Genomic DNA, 26,070 nt, shown 5'->3' with positions numbered 1-26,070 from the left:
TCAGTAGGCGTTGCGGTGTACGAAACCCTTGAACAGGGTCAGCAGGACGATCTTCAGGTCCCACCAGACGGACCAGTTCTCGATGTAGTCCAGATCGAACTCGATGCGTTTCTGCATCTTCTCCAGGGTGTCGGTTTCGCCGCGCCAGCCGTTCACCTGGGCCCAGCCGGTGATGCCCGGCTTGACCTTGTGACGCAGCATGTAGCGGCTGACCTGACGCCGGTATTGCTCGTTGTGCGCCACGGCGTGGGGGCGTGGGCCGACCACGGACATGTCGCCGAGCAAGACGTTGAAGAATTGTGGCAGTTCATCCAGCGAGGTGCGCCGCAGGAAGGCGCCCAGCGGGGTGATGCGGCAATCGTTGCGCGAGGCCTGGGTGACGGCGGCGCCGTCTTCCATCACCGTCATGCTGCGGAATTTCCAGACGCGGATCGGCCGGCCATCCATGCCGTAGCGGGTCTGGCGGAACAGCACCGGGCCGCGCGAGCTGAGCTTCACGGCCACCGCGATGAAGAGCATGGGCACGGCGATCAGCAGCAGGATCAGCGAGGCCAGCACCACGTCCTCGATACGCTTGAGCACGGCGTTGGGGCCATCCATGGGCGTGTCGAAGATGCTGATGGTGGCCAGGCCGTTGATGCTTTCGCTGCGCGCGTGCAGCAGGTCGAACATGAACAGGTCGGGGATCAGGTACACCGACACCGTGGTATCGGACAGCTCGCGGATCAGCTCGTTGAGCAGCGGCTCGCGGGACAGGGGCAGGGTCAGGTAGACCTTGTCGATCTGCCCCGAGCGCGCGGCTTCGATCAGCGCCAGGCGATCCCCCTTTACCGGCACCCGCTCGCCCAGCTCCATCTGCTGCGGGCGGTCGTCGTAGAAGCCGATCAGGCGCAGCCCCATCCACGGGGCATTGAGGATGGTTTCGGCGAGCCGAGCACCGACCTCTCCGGTGCCGTAGATGGCCACGTTGCGGCTGTTGAAGCCATGGCGCCGGGCGACGCGCAGCAACATGCGGATGGCCAGGCGATAGCCGCACATGATCAGCAGCGCGGCGGCGAACCACCCCAGCCGGCGCGGCTCCTCCAGCTCCACGTGGCGCAGCGAGATGTCCAGCAGCAGCACGGCGAAGAACGCCAGCGACCAGTACAGGGTGACACTCAGCGACTCGCGCAGCAGCGACTCGCCCCGCCAGGAGCCGTAGAGCTGGTTCAGCTCGCCGAGCCAGTGGAACAGCATGACGCAGAGCAGCACCGAGACCCAGATCTGTGCGTCCAGAACGCCATTGCCGGCGCTGAGCAGAATCACCCCGCTGAGCACGATCACCAGGATATCGCTCAGGCGGTGCGCCAGCGAGATCAGTGACTGGTGCGCACGCAGAATTCCTTTTGTCTTGTTGGGCATGATGACCTCGCGATGTCCGGCATCGCTCCTTGTGCCGCTGCTTCGTTATCGCAGTCCGTTAACGGGCGCAGGGCCGGCGAACCCGCCTCGGGTTCGCCGGGTGCGAATTCACTGTCGCTTGTCCAGCAGCAACTGCTGCAGGTAACGGCCATAGCCGGTCTTGCTCAGCCGCTCGGCCTGCAGGGCCAGGTACGTTTCGCTGAGCCAGCCCTGCTGGAAGGCGATCTCCTCAAGGCAGGCCACCTTCAGTCCCTGGCGCTGCTCGATGGTCTGCACGAAATGGCCGGCTTCCATCAGCGATTCGTGGGTGCCGGTGTCCAGCCAGGCGAACCCGCGACCGAGCAGGCTCACGTGCAGTTCGCCCCGCTCCAGGTAGAGGTTGTTGATGTCGGTGATTTCCAGCTCGCCACGGGCCGAAGGGCGAATCTGGCGGGCCATCTCCACCACACGGTTGTCGTAGAAATACAGGCCGGTGACGGCGTAGTTCGAACGCGGCACGCGCGGTTTCTCTTCGATGGAGAGCACGCGTCCCTGGTCGTCGAACTCGACCACGCCGAAGCGCGCCGGGTCCGCCACCTGGTAGCCGAACACGGTGGCGCCCTGGGTGCGCGCCGCCGCTTCACGCAGGGTTTCGGTGAAGCCCTGGCCGTAGAAGATGTTGTCGCCCAGCACCAGGCATACCGAGTCATCGCCGATGAACTCGGCGCCGATCAGGAAGGCCTGGGCCAGGCCATCCGGCGAAGGCTGCACGGCGTACTGCAGCTGCACGCCGAACTGCTCGCCGTCACCCAGCAGGGCGCGGAAGTTCGGCAGGTCGGTGGGCGTGCAGATCAGCAGGATGTCGTCGATGCCGGCGAGCATCAGTACCGAGAGCGGGTAGTACACCATCGGCTTGTCGTAGATCGGCAGCAGCTGCTTGGACACGCCCAGGGTGATCGGGTGCAGGCGGGTGCCGGAGCCGCCGGCGAGGATGATGCCCTTCATGATCTGCCTCCTTGCTTGGCGATCTGTTTGGCGTCGAAGCGCGCCGGGTAGCCCGAGCGCTCCATCAGAAAGGTGTCGATCAAGCTCGACAGGCGCAGGGCGGAGATGTCCCAGGAGTAGCGCAGGACATTCTCCTGCCCCAGCCGGCAAAGGTCGGCGCGCAGCTGGTGGTCGAGCAGCACGCGGCGCAGGGCGGCAGCGATGCCGGGCGGGTCGAGGGGGTCGAAATACAGCACCGAGTTGCCCAGCACTTCGGGAATCGAGGCACTGCTGGCCGCCACTACCGGGCAGCCGCAGGCCTGCGCCTCCAGCGGCGGAATGCCGAAACCTTCATACAGCGACGGAAAGGCGAAGACGGCCGCGTGACGGTACTGCTCAATCAGTTGGTCGTCGTCCAGCCGTCCCAGCCAGCGCACGCGATCGCCCTGCCCGCTCTGCTGCAGCTGCGCGTCGACGAAGCTGCGGTTGGCAGCGCCGACGATGCGCAACTCCACGTCCAGCTCACCCAGCAGGCGGAAGGCTTCGATCAGCCGCTGGAAGTTCTTGTGCGTGGCCGGCGAGGACACCGCCAGTACATAGGGCCGCTCGGGCGTCGCCGGTTCCAGGCCGGTACAGAACTCGGCGGACACCGCGTTGGCGATCACATGGATGCCCTTGGGGTCGACGCCATAGTGCGTGGCGATCTCCTGGCGGGAGAATTCGCTGACCGTGACCTGCGCCAGCGAGCGGCGCAGCAGCAGGGGAATCATCACGCGGTACAGGGCGCGGAACTTCCAGGAAAAGCTTTCCGGGTGGCGCACGTAGGTAATGTCGTGGTGCGTCATCACCTGCCGCGAGTACGCCAGTGGCGCCGTGCTGCACAGCGAGACCAGCAGCGGCCGGCCGTGGCGCGCCAGCCATAGCGGCAGGTCGACCTGCTCCCAGAGGTGCCCGCCGTTGCGCCCGACCTGCTCGACGTTCAGTTGCCGGGCGATCTCCGGGCGGAGGATTTCCCCTGGCGGCGCCACGAAGTGCAGGTCGCTGCGCAGGCGTGCCAGCGACAGCGATATCTGCTCGGCGAAGCGCTGCACACCGCTCAACTGCTGGGTGAGGAAACGCGCGTTGATCACGATCATGAAGGGTTCTCCGCGAGGCGTCAGCGCAGCGACAGTTGCGGGGCCGACGCGCTGCGCACCAGGGTGGGCGACTCGTCGATGCGGATGCTGGCCTGGCAATCGCCGCCGCCTGCGGGGCATTGCCAGGGCACCGGCCGGCCCTCGCGGCGGGCGATGCCCTCCACGGTGTCGAGGCGCCAGAGGGTGTCGCTGCTGCCGGGCTTGCTGGTGATGTTCAGGGTCTGTTCGTGGCCCAGGGTCCAGGCCACCAGGATTTCCTCGCTGGCCTTGGCGAAGCGCAGCAGGTAGACGTTCGGGTCCTGGTTGGGCACGCGGCCGACGAAGCGGTAGCGGCCGATGATGTCGGCGACGCTGGCCATGGCGTGGTAGGCCGGCTTGGGTTGGCCGCTGGCGGTGAGCAGGCCGAAGTTGTGTTCCATGTCCGTGCGGTCGATGCCGTCGTCCACCAGGTCATACCACCAGGCGCCCTTCACATTGGGCAGGCTGCGCACCAGCACATAGGCGCGGGCCAGGTATGCGGCCTGGCGTTCGCGGCTGATGCCGCAATCGCCTTCGTGGGCCGGCCAGCTGAATTCGGTGAAGTACAGCGGTACCGGCTTGCCGGCGGCGTTTTCCAGCTTCTGGTTGACGCCCTGGAACCAGTTGAGCCAGGCCTCGGGCGTGGACATCTCGCCCTCGCAATACACCGACGGGTGCAGTGAGATGCCATCGGCCACATCGAGCACGCCACCACCGGCGATGCGTTCGGCGAAGCCCTGGCGGATGCCCTTGAGGGTGACGGCGCCAGCGAGCACCTTGGCTTGCGGGTCTTCCTCGCGGATCACCTTGGCGGCGGCGCGCACCAGGGTCAGGTAATCGTCGCTGAAGTCCTTGTCGGTGGCGTTTTCCGAGTCCCACTCGTTCCACACTTCGTAGAAGGCGACCTGCCCCTTGAAGCTGCGGACCACGTAGCGCACGTAGCGCAGGTAGCCCTCGCGGGAGGCGTCGTCGCGCGGCTTGGCATTGCCGTAGAACTGGTTCTCGTTGCCCAGGATCAGCAGCGTGCTGATACCCAGGCTGCGCGTGCTGCGCAGCTGTGCGCGCCACGCGGCATCGATGGCCAGCTTGCCGCGCTCGCGCTCGACGCTGGACCAGTAGGCGTCGTCGCGGAACGAGGTGATGCCGGCCTCGCGCCCGAGGCGATTGATGCCATCACGGTTGCCGGCGCGGATGTTCTGGTGGGTGCTGGCGCCGACGATGAATTCCGCTGCACCGGGGTTTTCCACCGGCGCCTGGTTGGCCAGGGTGCGCGGCGATTGCAGCAGGCCGCCGATCAGCAGCGCGCAGGCCAGCAGGCTGAGCATGCCGCCCTGCAGGCGCAGGGTGCGCGGCGCCGGTTGCGGCGCGGCCTCACCCGGCAGGCGCAGGGCGCGACCGATGGCCAGGCCGAGGAACAGGCTGGGTATGGGCGATTCGAGTACGTCGCTGGTCCAGCCGATCAGCAGGATGCAATAGGCGATCCCCAGCAGCGCGCGGGCTTCCTGGCCGGGCTGGCGCTGCAGGCGCATCAGCATCGGCACCCCGAGCAGGTAGAGGGCGACGCCGGCCACGCCGAACAGGCACCAGAGGTAGAGCAGCGAATTATCGGCCACTGCCAGTTGCTCGACACCGAAGATCGGGAAGGCGGCATAGGCGCTGCCGGTCATGCCCAGCCCGGCGCCGGTGTAGATCCAGCCGTTGTAGTCCATCACCTTGATCAGGTTCGGCCAGGTGTTGACCAGGCGATCCACCATCGACCCCATCAGGTTGTCGCCAGTGGCGCTGGCCAGGTAGGGGTCGACCTGCGCATACAGGCCGTACAGCGGCAGCAGCAGCGCGCCGAGCACCACCAGCAGCGCGGCGAACAGAAACAGCAGGCGCTGGCGGGCAATGCTCATCACCATCAGGGCGAGGAAGAAGGCGCCGGCGGAGGACTTGTTGGTGGTGAGCACGATGCCCACCAGCGCCACCGCGTAGAGCAGACCGCGTGCCAACAGCGGCAGGCGGAACGACCCCAGGTAGAGGCTGAACACCGCCAGCATCATCGCCAGGCTGGAGGACATCCGCGAGAACCCGGCGATGCGATCCAGGCCGTAGGCGCTCCAGGAGCGGTTGGCGCTGACCTCGACGCCGCCCATGGAGTATGTGTAGCCCTTCCACGGCACATTGATCAGCAGGTCCAGCGCGATGCCGATGAGGGAGGCGACCAGGCAGAAGGCGATGATCCAGCCTACCGCCTTGCGATGCATTTCCAGGTAGGGGCCGCAGAGCAGGCCGAACAGCAGCGGCGCGTAAATGAAAACGGCGAAGAAGCCGCTCTTGAACTCGGCGCCATGCAGCCGCCCGAGCAGCAGCGAAGCCGCGGCGAGGATCAGCAACAGCCACAGCCCGCGCTGCTGCGGGCGGGTGATCAACTCCCAGGCCACGGCGATGATGCAGGCCACCTTGGGCAGGTAGACGATCGCCGACAGTCCGGCCTGGTCGGTATAGAAGCGCAGCGCGCCGTTGAAGGTCTCCACCAGCAGCAATGCCACCAGCACCCCGAGCGCCAGCAACGAGCGGTCGAAGGTCACACGACGGTCGAGCTCAAAGCGTGGATACGGGGATTGCAGTTCCATGCTGGACTCCGCGGGTAAGCAGGGTGTGGCGCAGGATGGTTTCGTACTCGTCGAGCATCCGCTCCAGGCTGAGCATCGGCGCCACGTATTCATGGGCTCGCGAGGCGAGGCGCTGGCGCAGCGCCGGGTCCCGGGCCAGGCGCTGGATGGAATCACCGAGCGAGTCGGGCTGGTCGGGCGAGCAGAGCAGGCCGTTGATCTCGTCCTGGACGACTTCCACCAGCCCGCCCATGCGCGAGGCGATTACCGGCAGGTGATGCGCGCAGGCCTCCAGCGCCACCAGGCCGAAGGACTCCGGCGACAGGCTGGGGACCACGGCGACGTCGATCTCGGCAAAGAACTCGGAGGCCTTGCGGTAGCCGACGAAGTGCACGCGCTGGGGGTCGGCGGCGGACTTCAGCTGGTTCACGTAGGCCGCGTCGCCGCGTCCGGCGATCAGCAGCGAGGCATCGTCGCCGCGCGCCTGGAACTGCTCGATCAACCACTCCACGCCCTTGTTCGGCGTCAGCGCACCGATGAAGCCGAAGCGCAACGGGCGGCGCCCGGAAGCCGGCGGCGCGACAGGCACTTCTGCCATCGGCGAGCCGTTGTAGACCACGTGGGTCTGGCTGCCGGAGAAGTAACCGGCGTCGAGCAGCGTATTGAGCTGGTAGCGACTGACACCGACCACCGCGTCGACATCGCTCGAAGCCGCAGCATGGGAGCGCCGCAACAACGCACAGGGGGCGCATTGCTGCTCGCAATGGCGGCCCTTGTTGAAGCGCACACCACGCGGGCAGGTCAGGTACTGGTCGTGCAGGACCTGCACGATGGGCAGGCCGGCGGCACGGATCGCATCCCAGGCGGAGATCGACCAGCCCGACAGGTTGTGGCAGATCACCACGTCCGGCTCGACCTCTTCGAGCACCTTCGCCAGCAGACTGCGCATGCCGCGGTTGTAGCGGTCCAGCCCGTGCCACGCGAGGCGTTTCAGCGCGCCTTGGCTCTTGTCGTCGAAGGGCCAGTAAAGGTTGCGCAGGCCGGCTCGCAGCACCGGCACGCCGTTCACCGTCTCGCGTTGCAGGCCGGCGTCCGGCCCGGTGCAGAGCACCTGCACCTCATGGCCGCGTGCGCGCAGGCCCTCGGCCATGTGCTGCAGCATGACCTCCGCCCCGCCGCCGATGTGCGGGGCGTAGAGGGTGTTGAGCAGCAGCAGTCTCATAGCGGGTAGGCCCGGTTCATGCCGAGCGCACCGGCTTCGCCATCGCGGATCGCCTGCAGCAGCAGGGCCAGGCGGCTTTCGCGCTGGTGGCGGCGGGCGAAGAAGTGCAGCAGGCGGATGAACACCCAGCGGTTGAAGCGGTACATCAGCGGCGAGGTCACCCACAGGTTCTTGTCGAACCACGCCTGGTTGCGCGCGGCGTAGTAGGCGCGCAGGTCGGAGCTGCCCAGCAGGTAGGTCTCGTAGATGTTCGAGGTGCGCGCCTTGATGTTCCAGGAGTTCTCCAGGTCATCCAGGCCCGCCTCGGGCACCAGGTAGAGGTGGCCACCCAGGTTGCCGATACGGAAGGTGTATTCGGTGTCGTCGGCGTAGAGCACCAGGTCGCGGCGCGGCAGGCCGATGCGGCGGAACAGATCGGCATGCCCGAGCAGGCCGCCGTAGTAGGCGAACGGCAGCTCCAGCAGCGGCTGCGCCGGGCGCGGCTTCGGCTTGCCCCAGGGCGTGCGGCGCCAGAGTTTGTAGGGCAGCTGGCGAACATGGAAACCGAAGTAGCTGGAGCGCGGCGGCGTGATGAAACGGGTCGGCACTCCGGAAGCGACGTCGGCCTGGTGGGTCGGGCGGAAGCCCAGCACGGCCGTGTTGTCGGTGCCATGGCGCAGCGCGCAATCGATCAGGCGCTGCTTGAGCAGCGGGAACGAGCCCGGCGTCGGCGCGTTGTCGTCATCCATCAGCCAGATGAAGTCGCAGCCGCTCTTCAGCGCGGCCTCGATGCCCACGGCATAGCCATTGGCCGAGCCGGTGTTGCTGTCCAGCTCGATCACCTGCACGCGGTTGGGCCAGAGCATGAACAACTGGTCCAGTTCAGCCACCGAGGCATTGCTGACGACGATGGCGCGGGTGATGTCCTTCTCGCGGAAGGCGCGGGCCAGCAGCTCTTCCAAGTACTCGAGACGGTCGCCATAGGTCAGCGTCACCAGCACGGTCGATCCATTCATCTCGCCACACCTCCTTGCAGTTGATCCTGTGAGAGTCGAGCGCCTCAGGCGCGCCAGCCGTCGTTGCCAACGACCGCCGAGAGCTGGCTGAGCGGGACCCGGATGCGTTGTTCGCGTTGCAGCAGGTTGAGCAGGATCAACCCGCGCTCGGTGCCGTCCTCGCAGAGGAAGATCGCATCCACTTCGCAATCGCCTGCGCACTTCACGCGCACCATCTGCCCTTCGTGGAAGCCGCTGGCACGGCGCTCCGGCATGGCGGCCAGGCGCTGGCGGATGCCTTCCACCAGGTCGTCGGCCACTGCCAGCGGCTGCGCGCCAAAGCTGACGAGGCGCGCCACGCCACGGGTGGAGCGGATCGGGAACCAGTTGTCGTGCTGCTGATCGAGGCGGATGAACAGGTAGCCGGGGAACAGCGGCTGCGCCCGGCCGCCCTGCCCCACCACCGGGCGATAGCAGGAAAAGCCCTGGCGGCCGAGGTTCTCCTCGGCGCGCAGCTCCTGGTGCGGCTTGGTCTGGATCAGGTACCAGCGGTATTGCCCGGCAGTGGAGATGGCGACGGCGCTCATGATTCGTACTCTCCGAGGATGTCCGAGGAGGGCGCGGGCCGCTCCACGGTGTAGCGGCCCAGCAGGCGCTGCAGTTCGTCTGGCGGGTTGAACATCAGCACGTCGATGATCGACAGGCTGGGGACGAAATCCGGGCTGAACTGCGGGTAGCTCACCGGCTCCATGCGCAGGAACTGCAACTCCAGGCCGTGGGCGTTGAACACGTCCGGCGAGTACAGGTGGCGGCCACCTTCGGGATTGAGGTAGACGTCGCCACCGGTCTGCTTCACCGCTTCGATCAGGCGCTGGTCGCGGCCGATGTCGTCGGCCAGGTCCAACTCGGAGACACGCGTCATCGGCGTGTCGATCTCCATGTACTGGCAGATGCGGCGGATCGAGTGCTCGGCGAAGTGCGACAGGTTGCGCTCGGGGTGTTCGAGGATTTCCTCCAGCAGCGGCATCACCTGCTCGTAGCACGGCGCACGGTGGTAGGCATGGCGGATCGTGTGCAGCAAGCGCTGGTTGGTCAGCCGCATCTCGTCACTCAGGCGTCGTTCGTTGATCGCCTGGGTCTGCGAGCCCTGTTCCAGGGGAAAACTGAACTGCCAGATCTTGCCGCCGACCAGCACCCGATTGCGGTTGATCCAGCCGCGTCGGGTGTACTGCAGGCTGTCGCCGAGAATGAACAGACTGCTCGCGGCGATCAGCTGGAAGTACCCCAGGTAGGGGAACAGGTATGGCTGCATCAGGCTGACGATATGGACCATGTCGGTACTCCTTCCCTGCCTGCGGCTTCAGTCCTTGGCGTCGTAGCGATAGGCGTAGGCACCGTAGTCGTAGGCTGCGGTGGAGGCCTTGCGCTTCACGCCATTGAGGATCGCGCCCTGCAGGTGGATGCCGCTCTGCCCCAGGCGGCGGCGCGCGGTGTCGATCTCGCTGGCCGGGCTCTGGCCGAAGCGGGTCACCAGCAGGCAGATGCCGCACAGCCGGCCGACCAGCGCGGCATCGGTCACCGCCAGCACCGGCGGGGTGTCGACTATCACCAGGTCATACATCGACGAGGCATCGCGCAGCAGCTGGGCGAAGTTGTCGTGCATCAGCAGCTCGGACGGGTTCGGTGCGGCGAAGCCACAGGAAATGAAGTCCAGCTCCGGCACCTCGGTGGGCAGGATCACCTCGCTCAATGGGCGGTGCGCGCTCAGCGCGTCGGACAGGCCGTGGCGCGGGGTCAGGCCGAACACCCGGTGCAGGTAGCCCTTGCGCATGTCGGCATCGATCAGCAGGGTGCGCAGGCCCGATTGCGCGACGATGGCGGCCAGGTTGCTGGAGACGAACGACTTGCCGGCTCCCGGCGCGGGGCTGGTGAGCATCACGACGTTGTTGCGCGCTTCGAGCAGGGCGAAGTGCAGGTTGGTGCGCAGGCTGCGGATGGCCTCGTTGGCCAGGTCGCCGGGGGTGGAGGCGGCCAGCAGTTTCGGCGTATGGCCGAGGATGTCGCCCTTGCGCTCCTTCTCCAGGCGCTCCTGCTGCCGCGAGTAGGGAATCGCGGCGAGCACGGAAAGGCCGAGCTGTTCGATCGCCTCGGGATTCTCCACGCCACGGTAGAAGGCCTGGCGCAGGAACAGGATGCCCAGGGCGACACAGAAGCCGAGCAGGGTGGCGAGCAACACGATGACCTTGCGCATGGGCTTGGCCGGCTGCTCGACGTTGGCCTGGGCGGTGTCGATCACCCGCACGTTGCCGATGGTCCCGGCGCGGATGATGTCCTGCTCCTGGGCCTTGTTCAGCAGGGTGGTGTAGGTCTGCCGGGTGACCTGCATGTCACGGGACAGGCGCAGCAGCTCCTGCTGGGTCGCCGGCAGGGTCTGGATGCGTTTCTGCAGTTGCGCCTTGCGGTCTTCCAGGCTGCTCATCTGCTTGAGCAGGGCCTGGTAGGTCGGGTGGGTCGGGGTGTACAGGCGGTCGTACTCGGCGCGCTTGAGCTTGAGCTCGGAGAGCTGGTTGTCGATGCCCACCACCTGGTCCAGCACGCCACGGGTCTCGACGCTGATGTCGGCAGATTTAGCCGTGGTCTGGTAGGCGTTGTAGGCGGCTTCGGCCTTTTCCAGGTCCATGCGCACCACCGGCAGCTGCGAGCGCAGGAACTGCAGGCGCTGGGAGGCTTCGGCGGAACTGCGCTCGACGTTCTGCAGCACATAGAGCTGGCTGATCTTGTCGAGGATGCGGTCAGCCTGCAGCGGGTTCGGGTCCTCCAGGGTCATGTAGATGATCCCCGAGTCCTTGCCCGCCTCGGCCACCTTGAGCAGCTTCTGGTAGTTCAGGGTGGTGGTCAGCAGGCGGTTCTTCGCCACGATGAACTCGGTACCGGGGCGTGCCACCAGTTCGTCCACCTCGATGCTGAAGCCTTTCTCCAGCACCGGTTTCTTCAGCTCGCCGCGCAGCAGCAGCTGGCCATCGGCGTTGAGCAGGTGATAGGCGTCGCCGCCGTCGGCCACCAGGGTCAGCGGCTCACCCAGGTATTCCTCCGGCACGTCGAGGGAGAACACCTTGATCTGCTCGCCGCCCCAACCGTAGGCGCCCATGCCCAGCCAGGGTGCAGCGAGGGTCTGGCCGGCTTCCGGCTGGTAGCGCCGCGCCAGGTAGTCACCAATCAGCGGCAGGCGCTTGGGCTTGGCGACGATGTCCAGCTTCAGCAGTTCGACCGCCTTGCCGAGCACCGCGCGGGATTTCAGCAGCTCGATCTCGGTGGAGGCGATCGACACCGAGTCGGGGCGATTGATCACCTCGGGCGTACCGTTGAGGCCGTTCTTCTTCTGCTCGATCTGGATCATCGCGCCGGAGACATAGATGGGCGTGGCGACCACTGCATAGAAGAGCCCGAGTACGGCGAACAGGCCAGTGACGGCGAGGATCATCTTCTTGTGATCGAACAGCAGGCGCAGCAGGCCGGCGACATCGATGCGGGTGTCCTGGAGCGTTTCCAGGGACGAGCGGGGCATGACACTCATGGACTTCCATCCTCCATTGAGGTAGCGCGGCTCAGCGCGCCTGAATCGGGTTCAGCCGCTTGAGCAGGTTGACGCCGTGGTTGCCGATCAACATCAGGAACGCCTGCACCTTGCGCATGGGCGAAATGGCGGCCATGGACATCCGGCAGACCTGCATCAGGAAATACTCGTTGAGCTCCTGGTTCCCCAGGCGCTGGTAGTAGCGCGACAGGCAGTAGTAGGTGTGCAGGGTCATGTGCTGCTGCACGCGGTCGGCCTGCATGGAGAAGATCCCGCCCTTGTGCACGCGGTAGGCGGCGGGACGAATTTCCTCCATGAAGCGCCCCTTGCCGTAGGCACCCAGCAGCGACCACCAGCAGAGGTCGACCATGCGCGTGGTGAGCAGCTCCTCGGGCATCTCGGTAAGCACGTTGCGGAACACCGTGGTCAGCGTGGAGATCGCCCGCGCCTGCTGCAGCTCCAGGCGGCTGGCGTCACGGCGGAACTTGCCGGTGAGCTGCATCGGCTTGATCACGCCGTCCTCGTTGAAGGTGTAGGCGTCGTGGTAGGTGATGACGTAGTCGGGATTCTTCTCGAGGAAATCGACCTGGATCTGCAGCTTGCGCGGGTCGGTCCAGTAGTCGTCGCCCTCGCAGTAGGCGATGTAGCGGCCGCGCGCCTTGCGGAACACCGGCAGGCCGTGGGACAGGCCCTTGGAGTACTGGTTTTCCTTGTGGAAGATCGGCTTGATGATGTGCGGATAGCGCGCCGCGTAGTCGGCGATCACTTCGCTGGTGCCGTCGGTGGAGGCGTCATCGTTGACCAGCACTTCGATGCGGAAGTCGGTGACCTGCTCCAGGAAGCTGTCCAGCGTGCGGCCGATGTAGTTGACCTGGTTGTAGGCCAGGCAAACGACGCTCAATAGAGGCTTCGGGTCTTCCGGCCAGTTGGAGAGGATCTGCAGCTCGGAGCGGATATCCATGTCTAGACACTCGGCTTGTGGGACGGTTTGAACAGGCGCAGCAGAGTCGGGGCAGAGCCCGCGCCAACGAGGAACAGGGTGATCAGGCCGCACGCGGCGAGCGCCGCCAGCAGCCACAGGCGCTCACCCGAGCGGGCCAGCAGCGCGTAGAAGGGCTCGCTGAGCAGCAGGCCGGCGGCGCTGAGCGCGGCGATCTGCAGGGTGTCGCGCAGCCAGGTGCCGTGCAGTTCCGGAGCGAAGGTGCGGTGCACGATCAGCGGCCAGATCAGGAACGACACCAGGCGCAGGCCGAACCAGCACAGCGCCACGCCAACGACGCCGTACAGGTAGGCGCTGGCGATCACCAGCGGCACGCTCACCAGGGTGGAAACGACGCTGTACCAGACGTGCATGCGCAGCTGGCCATGGGCGTACTGCAGGTAGAACTGGAAGCTGGCGACTGCCAGCAGGCCTGCGCCCAGCACGTACCAGACGAGGATCGGCCGGCACCAACTGGCGGCCACGGCATCGCCGCTCCAGGCCAGGACCAGGTCATGACCATGAGCGGCGATCACCGCGACCATCGGGAACAGCAGCACACAGACGAAGCGGTTCGCCTTGAGATAGAGCTGCTGCATGTCGTCGTGGCGTCCTTCGGCGACCAGCATGGTCATGCGCGGCAGCAGCGACTGCGCCAGCGGGTTGACCAGGCTGAGAATGCCGCCGGAAATCAGCGCCACCAGGGAGAAATAACCGTACTGCTGCAGGGGCAGCAGGTTCGACAGCAGGACCTTGTCCAGCTGGGTGAGCACGATCCACAGACAGGAGGTGAGCGACATGCCCAGGGCGAAGGGCAGCACCGGGCGCACCGTTTCCCAGCAGAAGCGGGTCAGCAGGCGCACGTCCATCCACAGGTAGGCCTTGCCACCCAGCAGCAGCGCCTCGATCAGCGATACCGCAACCTGGAACTGGAAGAACACCAGCGGGTCCTGGCTGATGTGCGCCACCAGCAGCAGGCCGCCGAAGTAACGCAGGGTGGTGATGAACACGTTCACGCCATTGATGTAGGCGTGCAGTTCCTGGCCCTGCAGTGCACTGCGGTAAAGCGTGGCGTACAGACGCAGGGCGACCAGCAGCCCCATCAGGCTGATGCACTGCGCCACCAGTTCCGGCGACAACTGCTGCACGTTCAGCCACTGCCCGGCGATCCAGCCGCTGCCGCCGAACACGGCCAGGGTGCTGGCGGCCGTCAGCGGCAGCAGGATCAGCTCGAACGAACGCAGCAGGCGCGCCTGGTCCTGACCTTCGCCGCTCACGTTACGACCACGGGCGCCACGGCCGTGGGCCACCTGGCGCACCAGCGCCGGCGACAAGCCGACATCGAGCAGCAGCAACCAGGTCTGCAACACCGCGAAGAAGCCGATCAGGCCGTAGGCCTCGGCGCCCAGGTGGCCGAGGTAGAACGGCTGAATCAGGATGCCGATGACGATGGCGTACGCCTGCCCTGCATAGTTGAGCAGCGTGTTGCGGACCATCGACAGCGAGCGTGCGGTGCGCATCATCGTCCCCTTACACCGCGACCGCGACGCGGCCGCTTTCCAGCAGCAGCACTTCGATCACGGCGCGCTGGATTTCCTGCGGCAGGCCCGGGTACAGGGGCAGGCAGAGGATGCGCTGGCTCAGTTCGCGGGACTGCACCTGCGGCACCTGCGGGGCGAGGTAATCGAGGGTGTCCAGCGACGGGTAGAAGTAGCGCCGCGGGTTGACGCCGATCTCGTTCAGCGCAGTACGCACGCGCAGCACCTGGGCTTCGTCACGCAGCCCGATGGGGTAGTAGCTGTTGTTCAGCCGGGCATAACTCTCGCTGGCCTGCAGGTCGTAGTAGCCACTGAGCGACGCGGTGTAGCGGGCGGCAATTTCCTCGCGCTGGGCGAGGATGTCGTCGATCTCGTCGAGCACGCACAAGCCCATGGCCGCGGAGAACTCGTTGAGCTTGGCGTTGATCCCCAGGCCGACGATCTGGTCGACGCCGGCAATGCCGAAGTTGCACATCAGGCGAATCTGCTTCGCCAGCTCGTCATCGGAGGTGACGATGGCGCCGCCCTCGATGGTGTGGAACAGCTTGGTGGCGTGGAAGCTCAGGGTGGTCGCGTCGCCCCAGGCCAGGACCGAGCGGTCGCGGTAGCGCGAACCGAAGGCGTGGGCGCCGTCGTAGATCACCTTCAACCGGTTGCGCTGGGCCACCGCCTGAATCTCCTCCACCGCACAGGGATTACCGAACACGTGGGTGGCGACGATGGCGGTGGTATCCGGCGCAAGGCTGGCTTCGATGCGCGCAGGGTCGAGGTTCCAGGTCCGCGCATCGATATCGGCGAAGCGCGGACGGATGCTCTCCCACTGCAGCGTGCTGCTGGTGGCAACGAAGCTGAAGGGGGTGGTGACGGCACTGCCGGTCACGCCCAGGGCACGATAGGCCACCTGCAGGGCGATGGTGCCGTTGTTGGTGAGAATCACATGGCGAACGCCGAAGTAATCCTGCAGGCGCTCTTCCAACTCCGTGACGAAGGGGCCGTGGTTGGTGATCCAGCCGGAGGCGTAGATCTGTTCCACATAGGCCTTGAACTTGTCCAGGTTGCCCAGGTAGGTCTTGGTCACATTGATCACGGTCGCATCCCTCTGTTGGATGGAAAATCCGTTAGCTCGCAGCCGGCGTGCGCGCCGCTCAGCCCAGCGCCGACAGCGCGAAAGGCGCGTCGTCGATGCCGCTTTCCATGGGTTGCACGGCTGACGTCGCGCGGCTGGCCAGGTGCTCCTGCAGGGCCTCGATGACCCGGCCGCTGGCGTCATGGTGGAACTGCCAGACGCCATAGATGCGGCTGTCGAAGGAGCGCTCGCTGCCCAGCATCGGATTGGCCGCGAGGCCCGAGCCGAGGCCGAAGCTGTAGAGGCCGGGGATCGGCCGGCCATTGAGATCGCGCAGGCAGCCGGCGGCGTCCGAATCCAGTCCGCCCTTGCTCTCGCGCACCTGCAGCGGCTCGCCATTGGCGCGGCGCAGCGCCGGCAGGCAGGGCTGGTAGCCGATGGCCTGGACGATCACGCCGCCTTCGCTGCAGACCTGCGCCAGACGCTCGCGCACGGCGGGCGAGCGGTCCTCCAGACACAGCAGCTCGACCTTCACCCGCGTGCCGCTGACGATCCCGTTGGCCAGTACGTCGGTGCCGACCTGGTGGGCGCGGTAGCGCAGGCCGCCGGAACGGTTGACCCGGCCTGAGACCGGGCAGACATCCATGCCTTCGTCGACCACGTAGCCAGCCGCGCGGGCTTCCTCGACGCTCTCGAAAAACAGGCGGATCGGCGCGCGGTGCAGCAGGGTGATCTGCTCCAGCCCCAGGCAGTCCAGCGCGCAGGCGAGGTTGTCGAGGATCGAGAAGGCACTGTGGGAACCGCCGACCACGGTAAAGCGGGTGCCCGGGGTGACCCGGTCGCCGAACAGCTCCACCAGCTCGGCAGGGTTCAGGCTGAGCAGCGCGTCGGAGGAGTAAACCGTCGGGCCGTCGTGGGCCAGGTGCAGGTCCTGCTCGGCCAGGCTCCAGTTCAGGTACTCGCGGTTCTGCCGCCCGCCGAGGTTCATCACCAGTGTGCCGGCGCCGATCTGCACGCCATGGGAGCCACTGCGCAGCGCCAGCTGGAAGCTGCCGTCGTCCTGCGCGGTGATCTTCTCGATGCGGGTACCCAGCGCCACTTCGACGCCCAGGTGCTCGGTGACGTAGCGCATGAACAGGGTCGAGGCATGGGCCAGCAACTCGCCCACCTGCGTTAGCATCGGCGCACCATGGGGATCGTTCTGCAGCGCGCGAAACGCGGGCGAATGCGCCAGCGGCGCGAAGATGGGCAACAACGCCGGATCGCGCAGGCAGTCGAGGAACACATCGCCCACCGAGTTCGCGGTGATGTGATAGTCCCCCAGGCGGCCACGGCCGACCGCCAGTGCAGCGTCCACGACCAGCAGGCCATCACGGGCGAGGCTCGCCAGCGCGCCGGTCTTGTAGGCGTTGAAGAGGAACCCCATGCCTGCCGGGCCGGCGCCGCCGACCACACAGGCATAGTTGGAACGAAGAGATTGCTCGGCCATCAGCCTTGACTCCCAGCGCGACGGGGCGCGCGGCTTTCGTGATACCGGCACTGTCGGCCGGCAGGGTGGCAGCGCTCGCGCCGGAATTCCGTCACTCGCGGCGCAGCCGCAGGCACGCGCACCCTCGTCGAGAAGGCGGCGGGAGAGTCTTCGGAATGGATGGCGGATGCCGGCGAGGTAACTTCGGGGATAAATTGAAGTGAGTGTTTCGACAATGAAACAGGCACTGAATGACGCAGGGAAAGTTTCGACGAAAGTTCAGAATCGTTACACCGCGGATACATGGCATAACTCATCGCTAAACTAACTAAGCGGGCGAAAGCATATTGCTCATGAATACCGCAAAGTTTGACTCCAGACTTTCGCAGCCCCGTGAAAGAAACACTTTCCGAGTGCAACGGGCGGTTCTTTCTGCCTGCTTCGAGGGAACGCAAAGTTCCGTCGTTATCCATTCTTCGAGCGGCCATCGTCACTGACTCCAATCCAGGAGAAGCTCTGTACCGGGCCTTTCACAAAATTCGAAGACAAGGCTACCGCCCGAGTTCGAACGACCCGATTCAAACAACGACAATCAACTGTTCGTCCCTGGAGTGGCCGCTAGTTTTCGCTGGGCAAAGCTACCGCCCTTCGGCCTGTTCCGAAAATCTGGAAAAACAACAGCAAAAAGCTATCGCGCTTCCGCAGCAAAGAAGGCTGGCGAAAGTTGTCAGGCAGCGATAGGAAAATGACAGGAAGAAGAGGGGGGCAGAATCTTCCTTGACCTTACTGCTCTTGCGACTACTCCCTGAGGTGTCTCATCCGGACACCACACGATATTGCTATGTGGATAGTAATAGAGGGGGGAACAAAGGCATGTCAACGTAGGAAGCGCCACTACGCCAGGAATCCGACAGAAGGCAAATCAGTCTTTGTAACTTATTGATTTATAACGCGCCATAAACCCGACACAGGCGTTTTGACAGCATAAACGTACACCTTCGAATCTGCATTAAAAGTATTAGTCGGAAAGTATTAATGTATCCGCCGCGGACACGGCGGATGTGTTTCATCCCTGAACTATGCGGTCCTTGCCGGTGCGTTTCGCCTGGTACAGCGCCGCGTCGGAGCGGCTGTAGAGCGCGGAAAGATTCTGGTCATCGGGCTGCAACAGGGTGAGCCCCTGGCTGATGGTCACGCTGAAGAAATGCTCGGCCTCGTTGAAGCGCAGACGCTGCACTTCCCGCTGCAGGCGCTCGCCGATCTGCCGCGCCATGTTCTCGTCGCAGCCGGGCAGTAGCACGGCGAACTCCTCGCCACCGATACGCCCGAACAGGTCGCCACGGCGCAGCGCGCCAGCACCGCTCTGGGCGATGCGTTGCAGTACCACGTCGCCGACCTGGTGGCCGTAGACGTCGTTGATCTTCTTGAAGTCGTCCACGTCCAGCAGCAGGAAGGCCAGCGGCGTGGAGGTCGCCTTGCAGTCGCGGAAGGCCTGCTCGGCGCTGTCGAAGAAGTAGCGGCGGTTGCTGCTCTGGGTCAGCACGTCGGTGGTGGCCAGACGGTGCAGCTCGGTTTCCAGGTGCTTCTTGTCGGTGATGTCCTCGGCAATGCCGACGATCATCAGCGGCAGGCCGGCATCGCTGTGCTGGCTGACGAAGCATTTGTCGCTGAGCCAGCGCACCTCGCCGTCGGCCCGCAGGATGCGGTACTCGCGCTGCTCGATGGCGCCGCGCTCGAGTACTTCCTGCAGGGTGCTCTGGGCGTAGTCCAGGTCATCGGGATAGATGCAGTTGCGCCACTCGTTGTAATCCGCCAGCAGCAGCGCCGCGGAGCGACCGAAGATGCGCTCGTACGCCGGGCTGACATAGACCATGCGCTGCGCCTGCCAGTCGAAGGCCCAGAGCACCGAGTTCACACTGGCCAGCAGTGCGCTGAAAAGCTGTTCGCGCTCCTTCAGGCGCGTCACCTCGGCGCGACTGTGCAGCAATGCCAGCAGGGCCTCTTCCTGATCGGCCGGCAATTTATTCTCATCCATGTATCAGCGTCCTCCCGTTCATTGACCGGGGCTATGACCGCAAACTACGCCAGGCTGCTGCAAATTAAACGAAAAGCCCGCCGAACGGCGGGCTTTTCTTGAGACGCATCTCTCAACGTCCTAGGACGCTTCCGCCATTCAGACGGCAGGGCGCAGGGAGTAGGTCTTCAGCTGCTCGGCGAATTCGCGCAGGGACTGGATGCCGCTGGCTTCCGCCTCGTGCACCCACTGCTTGATCGCGGCGAGCATGTCGTGGCCGTTGGCGCTGGTTTTCACCCAGATCTGTTGCAGCGCCAGGCGCTTCTCGTAGATCACCTGCAGGGACTGGCTCTGCGCGAGCAGGTCCTGGATGCGCGCGTGATGGCGCTCTTCCAGCAGGCTGGTTTCCCGCGAGAGCAGTCGCTTGGCGCGACGGAACAGGTGGCGCACCGACTCGTCGGCCTTGGCCAGTTCCTGCTTCACCAGCGGGCCGATCACCAATTTGCGGTACTGGGCCATGATCTGGAAGCGGTTGTTGAGGATCGCCATGGCGGTGTCCATGTCCAGGCTGCCCTTGCCTTCCACGCGGTGGGCGATGGGCGCCACGCGGGCCACCTTGGCCAGGCGCAGGAAGCTGAACACCTTGATCCAGGCCCAGCCCAGGTCGAACTCCCACTTCTTCACCGACAGCTTCGCCGAGTTCGGGTAGGTGTGGTGGTTGTTGTGCAGCTCTTCACCGCCGATCAGGATGCCCCAGGGCACCAGGTTGGTGGCGGCGTCGCGGCACTCGAAGTTGCGATAGCCGATGGCGTGGCCCAGGCCGTTGATCACGCCGGCGGCCCACACGGGGATCCACATCATCTGCACGGCCCAGACGGTCATGCCGAGTACGCCGAACAGGGCGAGGTCGATGATCGCCATCAGCACCACGCCGCCGATGGGGAAGCGCGAGTAGAGGTTGCGCTCGACCCAGTCTTCCGGGCAGTTCTTGCCGTAGATACGCAGAGTGTCGGCGTTCTCCGCCTCCTTGCGATAGAGCTCGGCGCCGGTACGCAGCACGGTGCCCAGGCCCTTGAACACCGGGCTGTGCGGGTCTTCGGCGGTCTCGCACTTGGCGTGGTGCTTGCGATGGATGGCAGTCCACTCGCGGGTGTTCATGGCCGTGGTCAGCCACAGCCAGAAGCGGAAGAAATGCTTCAGAGCCGGGTGCAGTTCGAGCGCCCGGTGCGCGGAATAGCGATGCAGGTAGACCGTGACACCGACGATGGTGATATGGGTCAGGATCAGGGTGACCGCCACCAATTGCCACGGCGACAGATCAAGGAAACCGTTGTACCACATAGGCGATACTGTACCTCGGAAGGGGTGTGGGCAACGCCTTGCTGGGCATGCGTTGCCGGGAAAAGCCAGCCCGCATTATCACTAAGCGGGTCCGGATTACCATCCGGTCTTTTAGATACGAACAAGGCCAAGTGGCCATCATTTATACTGCTCAGCCAATAATTCCAACCCACTACCGCATGAATCCACGCCTCAGCGCCCTGCGCATCAGCTTCCTGTACCTGATCGCCGCCACCCTATGGGTCTGGCTGGGTGACCAATGGTTACAAAATGTCCTGCGCGACCCGGCCTCGCTGGCGCGGGCATTGGAGCTGAAGAAGTACGTCTTCCTCGCGATTACCTTCCTGCTGCTGTTCTTTCTGCTCTGGCGGCACTTTCGCCGGCAGCACGCCGCCCTTGCCGCGCTGACCGACAGCGAACAGCGCCTGAGCCGCGCCTTCGCGGTGGTCGAGGACGGCATCTGGGACTGGGACCTGGAATCCCAGCGCGTCTACTACTCGCCCGGCTATGCCAACCTGATCGGCCTGCCCCTGGAGCACCTGAGCGATGACCTGCTGCTCTGGGAGAACCGCCTGCACCCGGACGACCGCGCGCGTATCCTGGCCCTCCACCAGGACTGCATCCAGGGCCTGCGCACCCACCTGGAGTGCGTCTACCGCATCCGCCACGGCGACGGCAGCTATCGCTGGGTCCGCAGCAGCGGCCGCCTGACCCGCGCCGAAGACGGCCGCCCCCTGCGCCTGACCGGCATCAACCGCGACATCACCCACCAGCGCAGCAACGAAGACCACCTGCGCCAGGCCGCCGCCGTGTTCGAGGCGACCCAGGAAGGCCTGCTGGTCACCGATGCTCGCGGCGTGATCGTGCACATCAACCCCTCCTTCTCGCGCATCACCGGCTACAGCGCCGAAGACGTGCTCGGCGGCCAGCCCTCGGTGCTCAAGTCCGGCCGCCAGGATGCCGCCTTCTACCAGCGCATGTGGACCGCCCTGCATGAACAGGGTGTCTGGAGCGGCGAAATCTGGAACCGCCGCAAGAGCGGCGAGGTATACCCGCAGTGGCAGCACATCCGCGCCGTGCGCAACGACGAAGGCGAACTGACGCATTATGTGGCGGTGTTCTCCGACCTCAGCAGCCTCAAGCGCTCCCAGCACGAGCTGGACTTCCTCGCCCACCACGACCCGCTCACCGGCCTGCCCAACCGCCTGCTGCTGCGCGAGCGCATCGAGCAGGCGCTGGCCCGCGCCGAACGTGAAGGCAGCGGCGGCGCGCTGCTGAGCATCGATCTGGACCACTTCAAGCACATCAACGACAGCCTCGGCCACAGCATCGGCGACCTGCTGATCCGCGCCGTGGCGGAGCGCCTGGAAGACTGCCTGGACGAGCGCTGCTCCCTGGCGCGCCTGGGCGGCGACGAGTTCGCCGTGGTCCTCGAAAGCCAGCAGCCGCATCACGCCAGCAGCCTCGCCCAGCGCCTGCTGGAGGCGATGAGCGCGCCCTTCGAGGTCAATGGCCAGCTCATCTATATGTCGGTGAGCCTGGGCGTCAGCCTGTTCCCCGAGGATGCACGCAACGTCGATCACCTGATGCAGCACGCCGACGCCGCGCTGTTCCAGGCCAAGGCCAGCGGACGCAACCTCTATGCCTTCTATACCCCCGAGCTGACCGCCCGCGCGCGCTCCCACGTGCAGGTGGAGTCGGCGCTGCGCCATGCGCTGGACCACGACGAACTGCGCCTGTATTTCCAGCCGGTACACGACCTCGCCAGCGGCCGCATGGTCGGCGTCGAGTCGCTGGTGCGCTGGCAGCACCCGCAACACGGCCTCATTGCCCCCAGCGAATTCATCCCGGTGGCCGAGGAAAGTGGCCTGATCACCGCCATCGACGCCTGGGTACTGGAGCGCGCCTGCCGGCAGATGCGCCAGTGGCTGGACGACGGAATCCACCTGGACTTCATCGCAGTGAACGTCTCCAGCCGACTGTTCGGCCGCGGCGGCCTGGAGGAACGCGTGGCCCTGGCCCTGGAACAGAGTGGCCTGGCGCCGCATCACCTGGAGCTGGAAGTCACCGAAAGCGCGGTGATGGAAAATTTCGACCAGGCGCTGGAACTGCTTTGCCAGTTGCGCCTGCTGGGCGTGCACCTGGCCATCGACGACTTCGGCACCGGGTATTCCTCGCTGATGCGCTTGAAGCGTATGCCGGTACACAAGCTGAAAATCGACCAGGGCTTCGTCGCTGGTCTGCCGGACGACTCCGAGGACGCCGCCATCGCCTGCGCAGTGATCGCCCTGGGCCAGAGCATGGGGCTGCAGGTGGTCGCCGAGGGCGTGGAACGCCCGGACCAGGCCGCCTTCCTCCTCACCCATGCCTGCAATTTCGGCCAGGGCTACTGGTACGGCGCCCCGCAGCCGGCCGAGCTCCTGCTGCCGCAATTGCCGCGCGACACGGCCTAAAACAGGCTAAAAACTTTCTGATATATAAAAATTCTTAAACAGTATTTTTAAGAATATCCAGCTCCTGCTTACTATGCGCTCACACCGCACGCGCCGTTGGTGAATCGGCCGGTGGTCAACCCATTAGGAGCAGATACCCATGAGCGCAACCCTCCGTAGCCTGGACGGCCAGGACGAAGCCAACATCCTGCGCGAAGTGCAGAGCGCCCTGCGTGGCCTGCGTTTCGGCGCCGTCGAGATCACCGTGCACAACGGCCAGGTCGTGCAGATCGAGCGCAAGGAAAAATTCCGCCTGCAACAGAGCCCGGGCAAGCCCGCCTGAGCCTTTCGTCCCTTTATCAAGGGGCATGACTGGACCACCGGAGCCTCGCCATGAGCAAACTGCCCCACCGGTACTGCAGCTGTCAGCCGCGAATGCGTGGCTGACAACGCCCCTCCCCCGAAAGACCCTGCCCAACAAACATAAAGAACTGCATTTTTTCAGGAGCTGCACATGTCCATCCGCCGTTTCGCCTTGGCCGCACTGGCCAGCGCCCTGATTGCCGGCCCGGTATCCGCCGCCACCCAACTGCTGAACGTTTCCTACGACCCGACCCGCGAGCTGTACCAAGCCTACAACGCCGCCTTCATCAAGCACTGGAAGGCCCAGGGCGGTGATGACCTGACCGTGCAGCAATCCCACGGTGGCTCGGGCAAGCAGGCCCGCGCCGTGATCGACGGCCTGAAGGCCGACGTGGTGACCCTGGCCCTGGCCGGCGACATCGACGAACTGAACAAGCTGGGCAAGCTGCTGCCCGCCGACTGGCAGGCACGCCTGCCCGACAACAGCACGCCCTACACCTCGACCATCGTGTTCCTGGTCCGCAAGGGCAACCCCAAGGGCATCAAGGACTGGGGCGACCTGACCAAGCAGGGCGTGGAAGTCATCACCCCGAACCCGAAGACCTCCGGCGGCGCCCGCTGGAACTTCCTGGCCGCCTGGGCCTGGGCCAAGAAGCAATACGGTAGCGACGAGAAAGCCCAGGAATACGTGCAGAACCTGTACAAGCACGTCCCGGTTCTGGACACTGGCGCCCGCGGTTCGACCATCACCTTCGTCAACAACAACATTGGCGACGTACTGCTGGCCTGGGAGAACGAAGCCTTCCTGGCCAAGAAGGAACAGGGTGGCGAGAACTTCGAGATCGTCGTTCCGTCCATCTCGATCCTGGCCGAACCGCCGGTGGCCGTGGTCGACAAGACCGTCGACAAGAAAGGCACCCGCAAGGTCGCCGAGGAATACCTGAAGTACCTGTACAGCGAAGAAGGCCAGCGCATCGCCGCGCAGAACTTCTACCGCCCGCGTGATGCCAAGGTCGCTGCCGAGTTCGCCAGCCAGTTCCCGAAACTGAACCTGGTGACCATCGACAAGGACTTCGGTGGCTGGAAATCCGCACAGCCGAAGTTCTTCAACGACGGCGGCATCTTCGACAAGATCTACCAGGCGCAGTGATGCGCCACCCGCCCGGCCCTGCGCCGGGCGGTCCGATCCGGCGGGCGGTGCACAGCCCGCCGGAACGAAAACCCCCGCCCCATGGCGGGGGCTTAACGCGTTCACGAGAAAGGACAGACAATGTCGCGACGCATCTCCCCGGTCATACCCGGCTTCGGGCTGACTCTGGGCTACACCCTGGTGTACCTCAGCCTGTTGGTGCTGATTCCGCTGGGGGCCATGTTCCTCAAGACGACCCAGCTTTCCTGGGATCAGTTCTGGACCATCATCACCGCGCCGCGCGTCATCGCCGCGCTCAAGCTGAGCTTCGGCACCGCGCTGATCGCCGCCCTGATCAACGGCGTGATCGGCACGCTGCTGGCCTGGGTGCTGGTGCGCTACCGCTTCCCCGGCCGCAAGATCATCGACGCGATGATCGACCTGCCTTTCGCCTTGCCCACCGCCGTGGCCGGCATCGCGCTCACCGCGCTGTATGCGCCCAACGGCCTGGTCGGGCGCTTCGCCACCGAGATCGGCCTGAAGATCGCCTATACCCCGCTGGGCATCACCCTGGCGCTGACCTTCGTGGTCCTGCCCTTCGTGGTGCGCACGGTGCAGCCGGTGCTGGCGGACATACCGCGTGAAGTGGAAGAAGCCGCCGCCTGCCTCGGCGCCAAGCCGCTGCAGGTATTCCGTCACGTGCTGCTGCCGGCGTTGCTCCCCGCCTGGTTGACCGGCTTCGCCCTGGCCTTCGCCCGCGGCGTCGGCGAGTACGGCTCGGTGATTTTCATCGCCGGCAACATGCCGATGAAGACCGAGATCCTGCCGCTGCTGATCATGGTCAAGCTGGACCAGTACGACTACACCGGCGCCACCGCCATCGGCGTGCTGATGCTGGTCGTCGCCTTCGTCCTGCTGCTGCTGATCAACCTGCTGCAGCGCCGCATCGAAACGCCCTGAGGAGCGCGCCATGAGTACCGCAAGCCTTTCCGCCGCGGCCGCTGCCAACGCTGCTCGCCGGGGTAATGTCTGGGGCCGCCGCGCCCTGATCGCGCTGGCCTGGCTGGCCTTCGCGCTGTTCCTGCTGCTGCCGCTGTTCGTGGTCCTGAGCGAGGCGCTGAAGCAGGGCTTCGGCACCTTCTTCGAGGCCATCCTGGAGCCCGACGCGCTGGCCGCGCTGAAGCTGACGCTGATCGCCGTGGGCATCTCGGTGCCGCTGAACCTGGTGTTCGGCGTCGCCGCCGCCTGGTGCGTGACCAAATTCGAGTTCCCCGGCAAGAGCATCCTGGTGACCCTGATCGATCTGCCGTTTTCGGTCTCGCCGGTGATCGCCGGCCTGATCTACGTGCTGCTGTTCGGCGCCCAGGGCTACTTCGGCGAGTGGCTGAGCGAGCACGACATCCAGATCGTCTTCGCCGTGCCCGGCATCGTCCTGGCCACCATTTTCGTCACCTTCCCCTTCGTCGCCCGCGAACTGATCCCGCTGATGCAGGAACAGGGCACCCAGGAAGAAGAAGCCGCGCGCCTGCTCGGCGCCAACGGCTGGCAGATGTTCTGGCACGTGACCCTGCCGAACATCAAATGGGGCCTGATCTACGGCGTGGTGCTGTGCACCGCGCGGGCCATGGGCGAGTTCGGCGCCGTGTCGGTGGTCTCCGGGCACATCCGCGGCGTCACCAACACCCTGCCGCTGCACGTCGAAATCCTCTACAACGAGTACAACCACGTCGCCGCTTTCAGCGTTGCCACCCTGTTGCTGCTGATGGCCCTCGTCATCCTGCTGCTCAAGCAGTGGAGCGAGTCGCGCCTGTCCCGCACCAAAGTCAAAGCTGACGATGAATAAGTGAGAGCCCAG

General features: G+C 65.3%; 20 protein-coding genes. 5 read left to right on the top strand and 15 right to left on the bottom strand.

Annotated features, from left to right (window positions below; translation table 11 throughout):
* From PNI01S_RS19090 to desA, 15 genes are all read right to left on the bottom strand, one after another.
* Positions 1-1,401 (bottom strand): undecaprenyl-phosphate glucose phosphotransferase, encoded by a 1,401-nt coding sequence (locus PNI01S_RS19090; RefSeq protein ID WP_024762135.1) that lies wholly within the window; start codon positions 1,399-1,401, stop codon positions 1-3.
* Positions 1,402-1,509: 108 nt separating this feature from the next.
* Positions 1,510-2,385, bottom strand: a complete 876-nt coding sequence (rfbA, locus tag PNI01S_RS19085; RefSeq protein WP_024762134.1) for a glucose-1-phosphate thymidylyltransferase RfbA — start codon at positions 2,383-2,385, stop codon at positions 1,510-1,512.
* Entirely contained in the window at positions 2,382-3,500 is a 1,119-nt protein-coding gene (locus tag PNI01S_RS19080) for a glycosyltransferase family 4 protein (protein WP_037011014.1), read from the bottom strand. The genes rfbA and PNI01S_RS19080 overlap by 4 nt, the downstream gene beginning before the upstream one ends.
* A 20-nt stretch (positions 3,501-3,520) precedes the next feature.
* Positions 3,521-6,136, bottom strand: coding sequence for a GH39 family glycosyl hydrolase (locus PNI01S_RS19075; protein ID WP_084358806.1), 2,616 nt, complete (start codon positions 6,134-6,136; stop codon positions 3,521-3,523).
* A complete protein-coding gene (locus PNI01S_RS19070; protein WP_084358805.1) occupies positions 6,105-7,337 on the bottom strand; it encodes a glycosyltransferase family 4 protein in 1,233 nt (410 codons plus the stop codon). Before PNI01S_RS19070 ends, PNI01S_RS19075 begins: the two co-directional genes overlap by 32 nt.
* On the bottom strand, positions 7,334-8,332 hold the full coding sequence (locus PNI01S_RS19065; protein ID WP_065085322.1) for a glycosyltransferase: 999 nt from the start codon (positions 8,330-8,332) through the stop codon (positions 7,334-7,336). The genes PNI01S_RS19070 and PNI01S_RS19065 overlap by 4 nt, the downstream gene beginning before the upstream one ends.
* A 44-nt stretch (positions 8,333-8,376) precedes the next feature.
* A complete protein-coding gene (gene rfaH / locus PNI01S_RS19060) occupies positions 8,377-8,898 on the bottom strand; it encodes a transcription/translation regulatory transformer protein RfaH (protein WP_089285854.1) in 522 nt (173 codons plus the stop codon).
* Entirely contained in the window at positions 8,895-9,644 is a 750-nt protein-coding gene (locus PNI01S_RS19055; protein ID WP_024762129.1) for a WbqC family protein, read from the bottom strand. The genes rfaH and PNI01S_RS19055 overlap by 4 nt, the downstream gene beginning before the upstream one ends.
* 27 nt (positions 9,645-9,671) lie before the next feature.
* The gene (locus PNI01S_RS19050) at positions 9,672-11,885 is read right to left on the bottom strand and encodes a polysaccharide biosynthesis tyrosine autokinase (RefSeq protein WP_037011021.1); all 2,214 of its coding nucleotides are present in this window, start codon (positions 11,883-11,885) and stop codon (positions 9,672-9,674) included.
* A gap of 31 nt (positions 11,886-11,916) precedes the next feature.
* Positions 11,917-12,846, bottom strand: a complete 930-nt coding sequence (locus PNI01S_RS19045; protein WP_024762127.1) for a glycosyltransferase family 2 protein — start codon at positions 12,844-12,846, stop codon at positions 11,917-11,919.
* Positions 12,847-12,848: 2 nt separating this feature from the next.
* Positions 12,849-14,384 (bottom strand): lipopolysaccharide biosynthesis protein, encoded by a 1,536-nt coding sequence (locus PNI01S_RS19040; RefSeq protein ID WP_084358838.1) that lies wholly within the window; start codon positions 14,382-14,384, stop codon positions 12,849-12,851.
* Positions 14,385-14,394: 10 nt separating this feature from the next.
* Positions 14,395-15,489 (bottom strand): DegT/DnrJ/EryC1/StrS family aminotransferase, encoded by a 1,095-nt coding sequence (locus PNI01S_RS19035; RefSeq protein ID WP_024762125.1) that lies wholly within the window; start codon positions 15,487-15,489, stop codon positions 14,395-14,397.
* Positions 15,490-15,547: 58 nt separating this feature from the next.
* Positions 15,548-16,957 carry a hypothetical protein gene (locus PNI01S_RS19030; protein ID WP_084358804.1) on the bottom strand — a complete coding sequence of 470 codons (1,410 nt, stop codon included), beginning with the start codon at positions 16,955-16,957 and terminating at the stop codon, positions 15,548-15,550.
* 1,045 nt (positions 16,958-18,002) lie between these two features.
* The gene (locus PNI01S_RS19025) at positions 18,003-18,971 is read right to left on the bottom strand and encodes a GGDEF domain-containing protein (protein ID WP_024762123.1); all 969 of its coding nucleotides are present in this window, start codon (positions 18,969-18,971) and stop codon (positions 18,003-18,005) included.
* 138 nt (positions 18,972-19,109) lie between these two features.
* On the bottom strand, positions 19,110-20,291 hold the full coding sequence (gene desA, locus PNI01S_RS19020) for a delta-9 fatty acid desaturase DesA (protein ID WP_084358803.1): 1,182 nt from the start codon (positions 20,289-20,291) through the stop codon (positions 19,110-19,112).
* A gap of 179 nt (positions 20,292-20,470) precedes the next feature.
* Between desA and PNI01S_RS19015 the strand changes: the two genes are divergently transcribed.
* The 5 genes from PNI01S_RS19015 (at position 20,471) to cysW (ending at position 26,058) form a co-directional block, all read left to right on the top strand.
* Positions 20,471-22,744, top strand: coding sequence for a putative bifunctional diguanylate cyclase/phosphodiesterase (locus PNI01S_RS19015; RefSeq protein WP_084358802.1), 2,274 nt, complete (start codon positions 20,471-20,473; stop codon positions 22,742-22,744).
* A gap of 139 nt (positions 22,745-22,883) precedes the next feature.
* Positions 22,884-23,066 (top strand): sulfur starvation response protein OscA, encoded by a 183-nt coding sequence (gene oscA, locus PNI01S_RS19010; protein WP_017520779.1) that lies wholly within the window; start codon positions 22,884-22,886, stop codon positions 23,064-23,066.
* Between the two features lie 171 nt (positions 23,067-23,237).
* Positions 23,238-24,236 (top strand): sulfate ABC transporter substrate-binding protein, encoded by a 999-nt coding sequence (locus PNI01S_RS19005; RefSeq protein ID WP_024762120.1) that lies wholly within the window; start codon positions 23,238-23,240, stop codon positions 24,234-24,236.
* A 120-nt stretch (positions 24,237-24,356) separates the two neighbouring features.
* A complete protein-coding gene (gene cysT, locus PNI01S_RS19000) occupies positions 24,357-25,175 on the top strand; it encodes a sulfate ABC transporter permease subunit CysT (protein WP_017520777.1) in 819 nt (272 codons plus the stop codon).
* Between the two features lie 10 nt (positions 25,176-25,185).
* Positions 25,186-26,058: a sulfate ABC transporter permease subunit CysW gene (gene cysW, locus PNI01S_RS18995; protein WP_024762119.1), complete on the top strand. Its 873-nt coding sequence runs from the start codon at positions 25,186-25,188 to the stop codon at positions 26,056-26,058.
* Positions 26,059-26,070 lie beyond the last annotated feature (12 nt).

Origin of the sequence: Pseudomonas nitroreducens NBRC 12694 (assembly GCF_002091755.1) — a bacterium.
Classification (GTDB): Bacteria; Pseudomonadota; Gammaproteobacteria; order Pseudomonadales; family Pseudomonadaceae; genus Pseudomonas; species Pseudomonas nitroreducens.
Note: the sequence above shows the minus strand (reverse complement) of the source record. Positions and strands in the feature narration are given on the sequence as shown.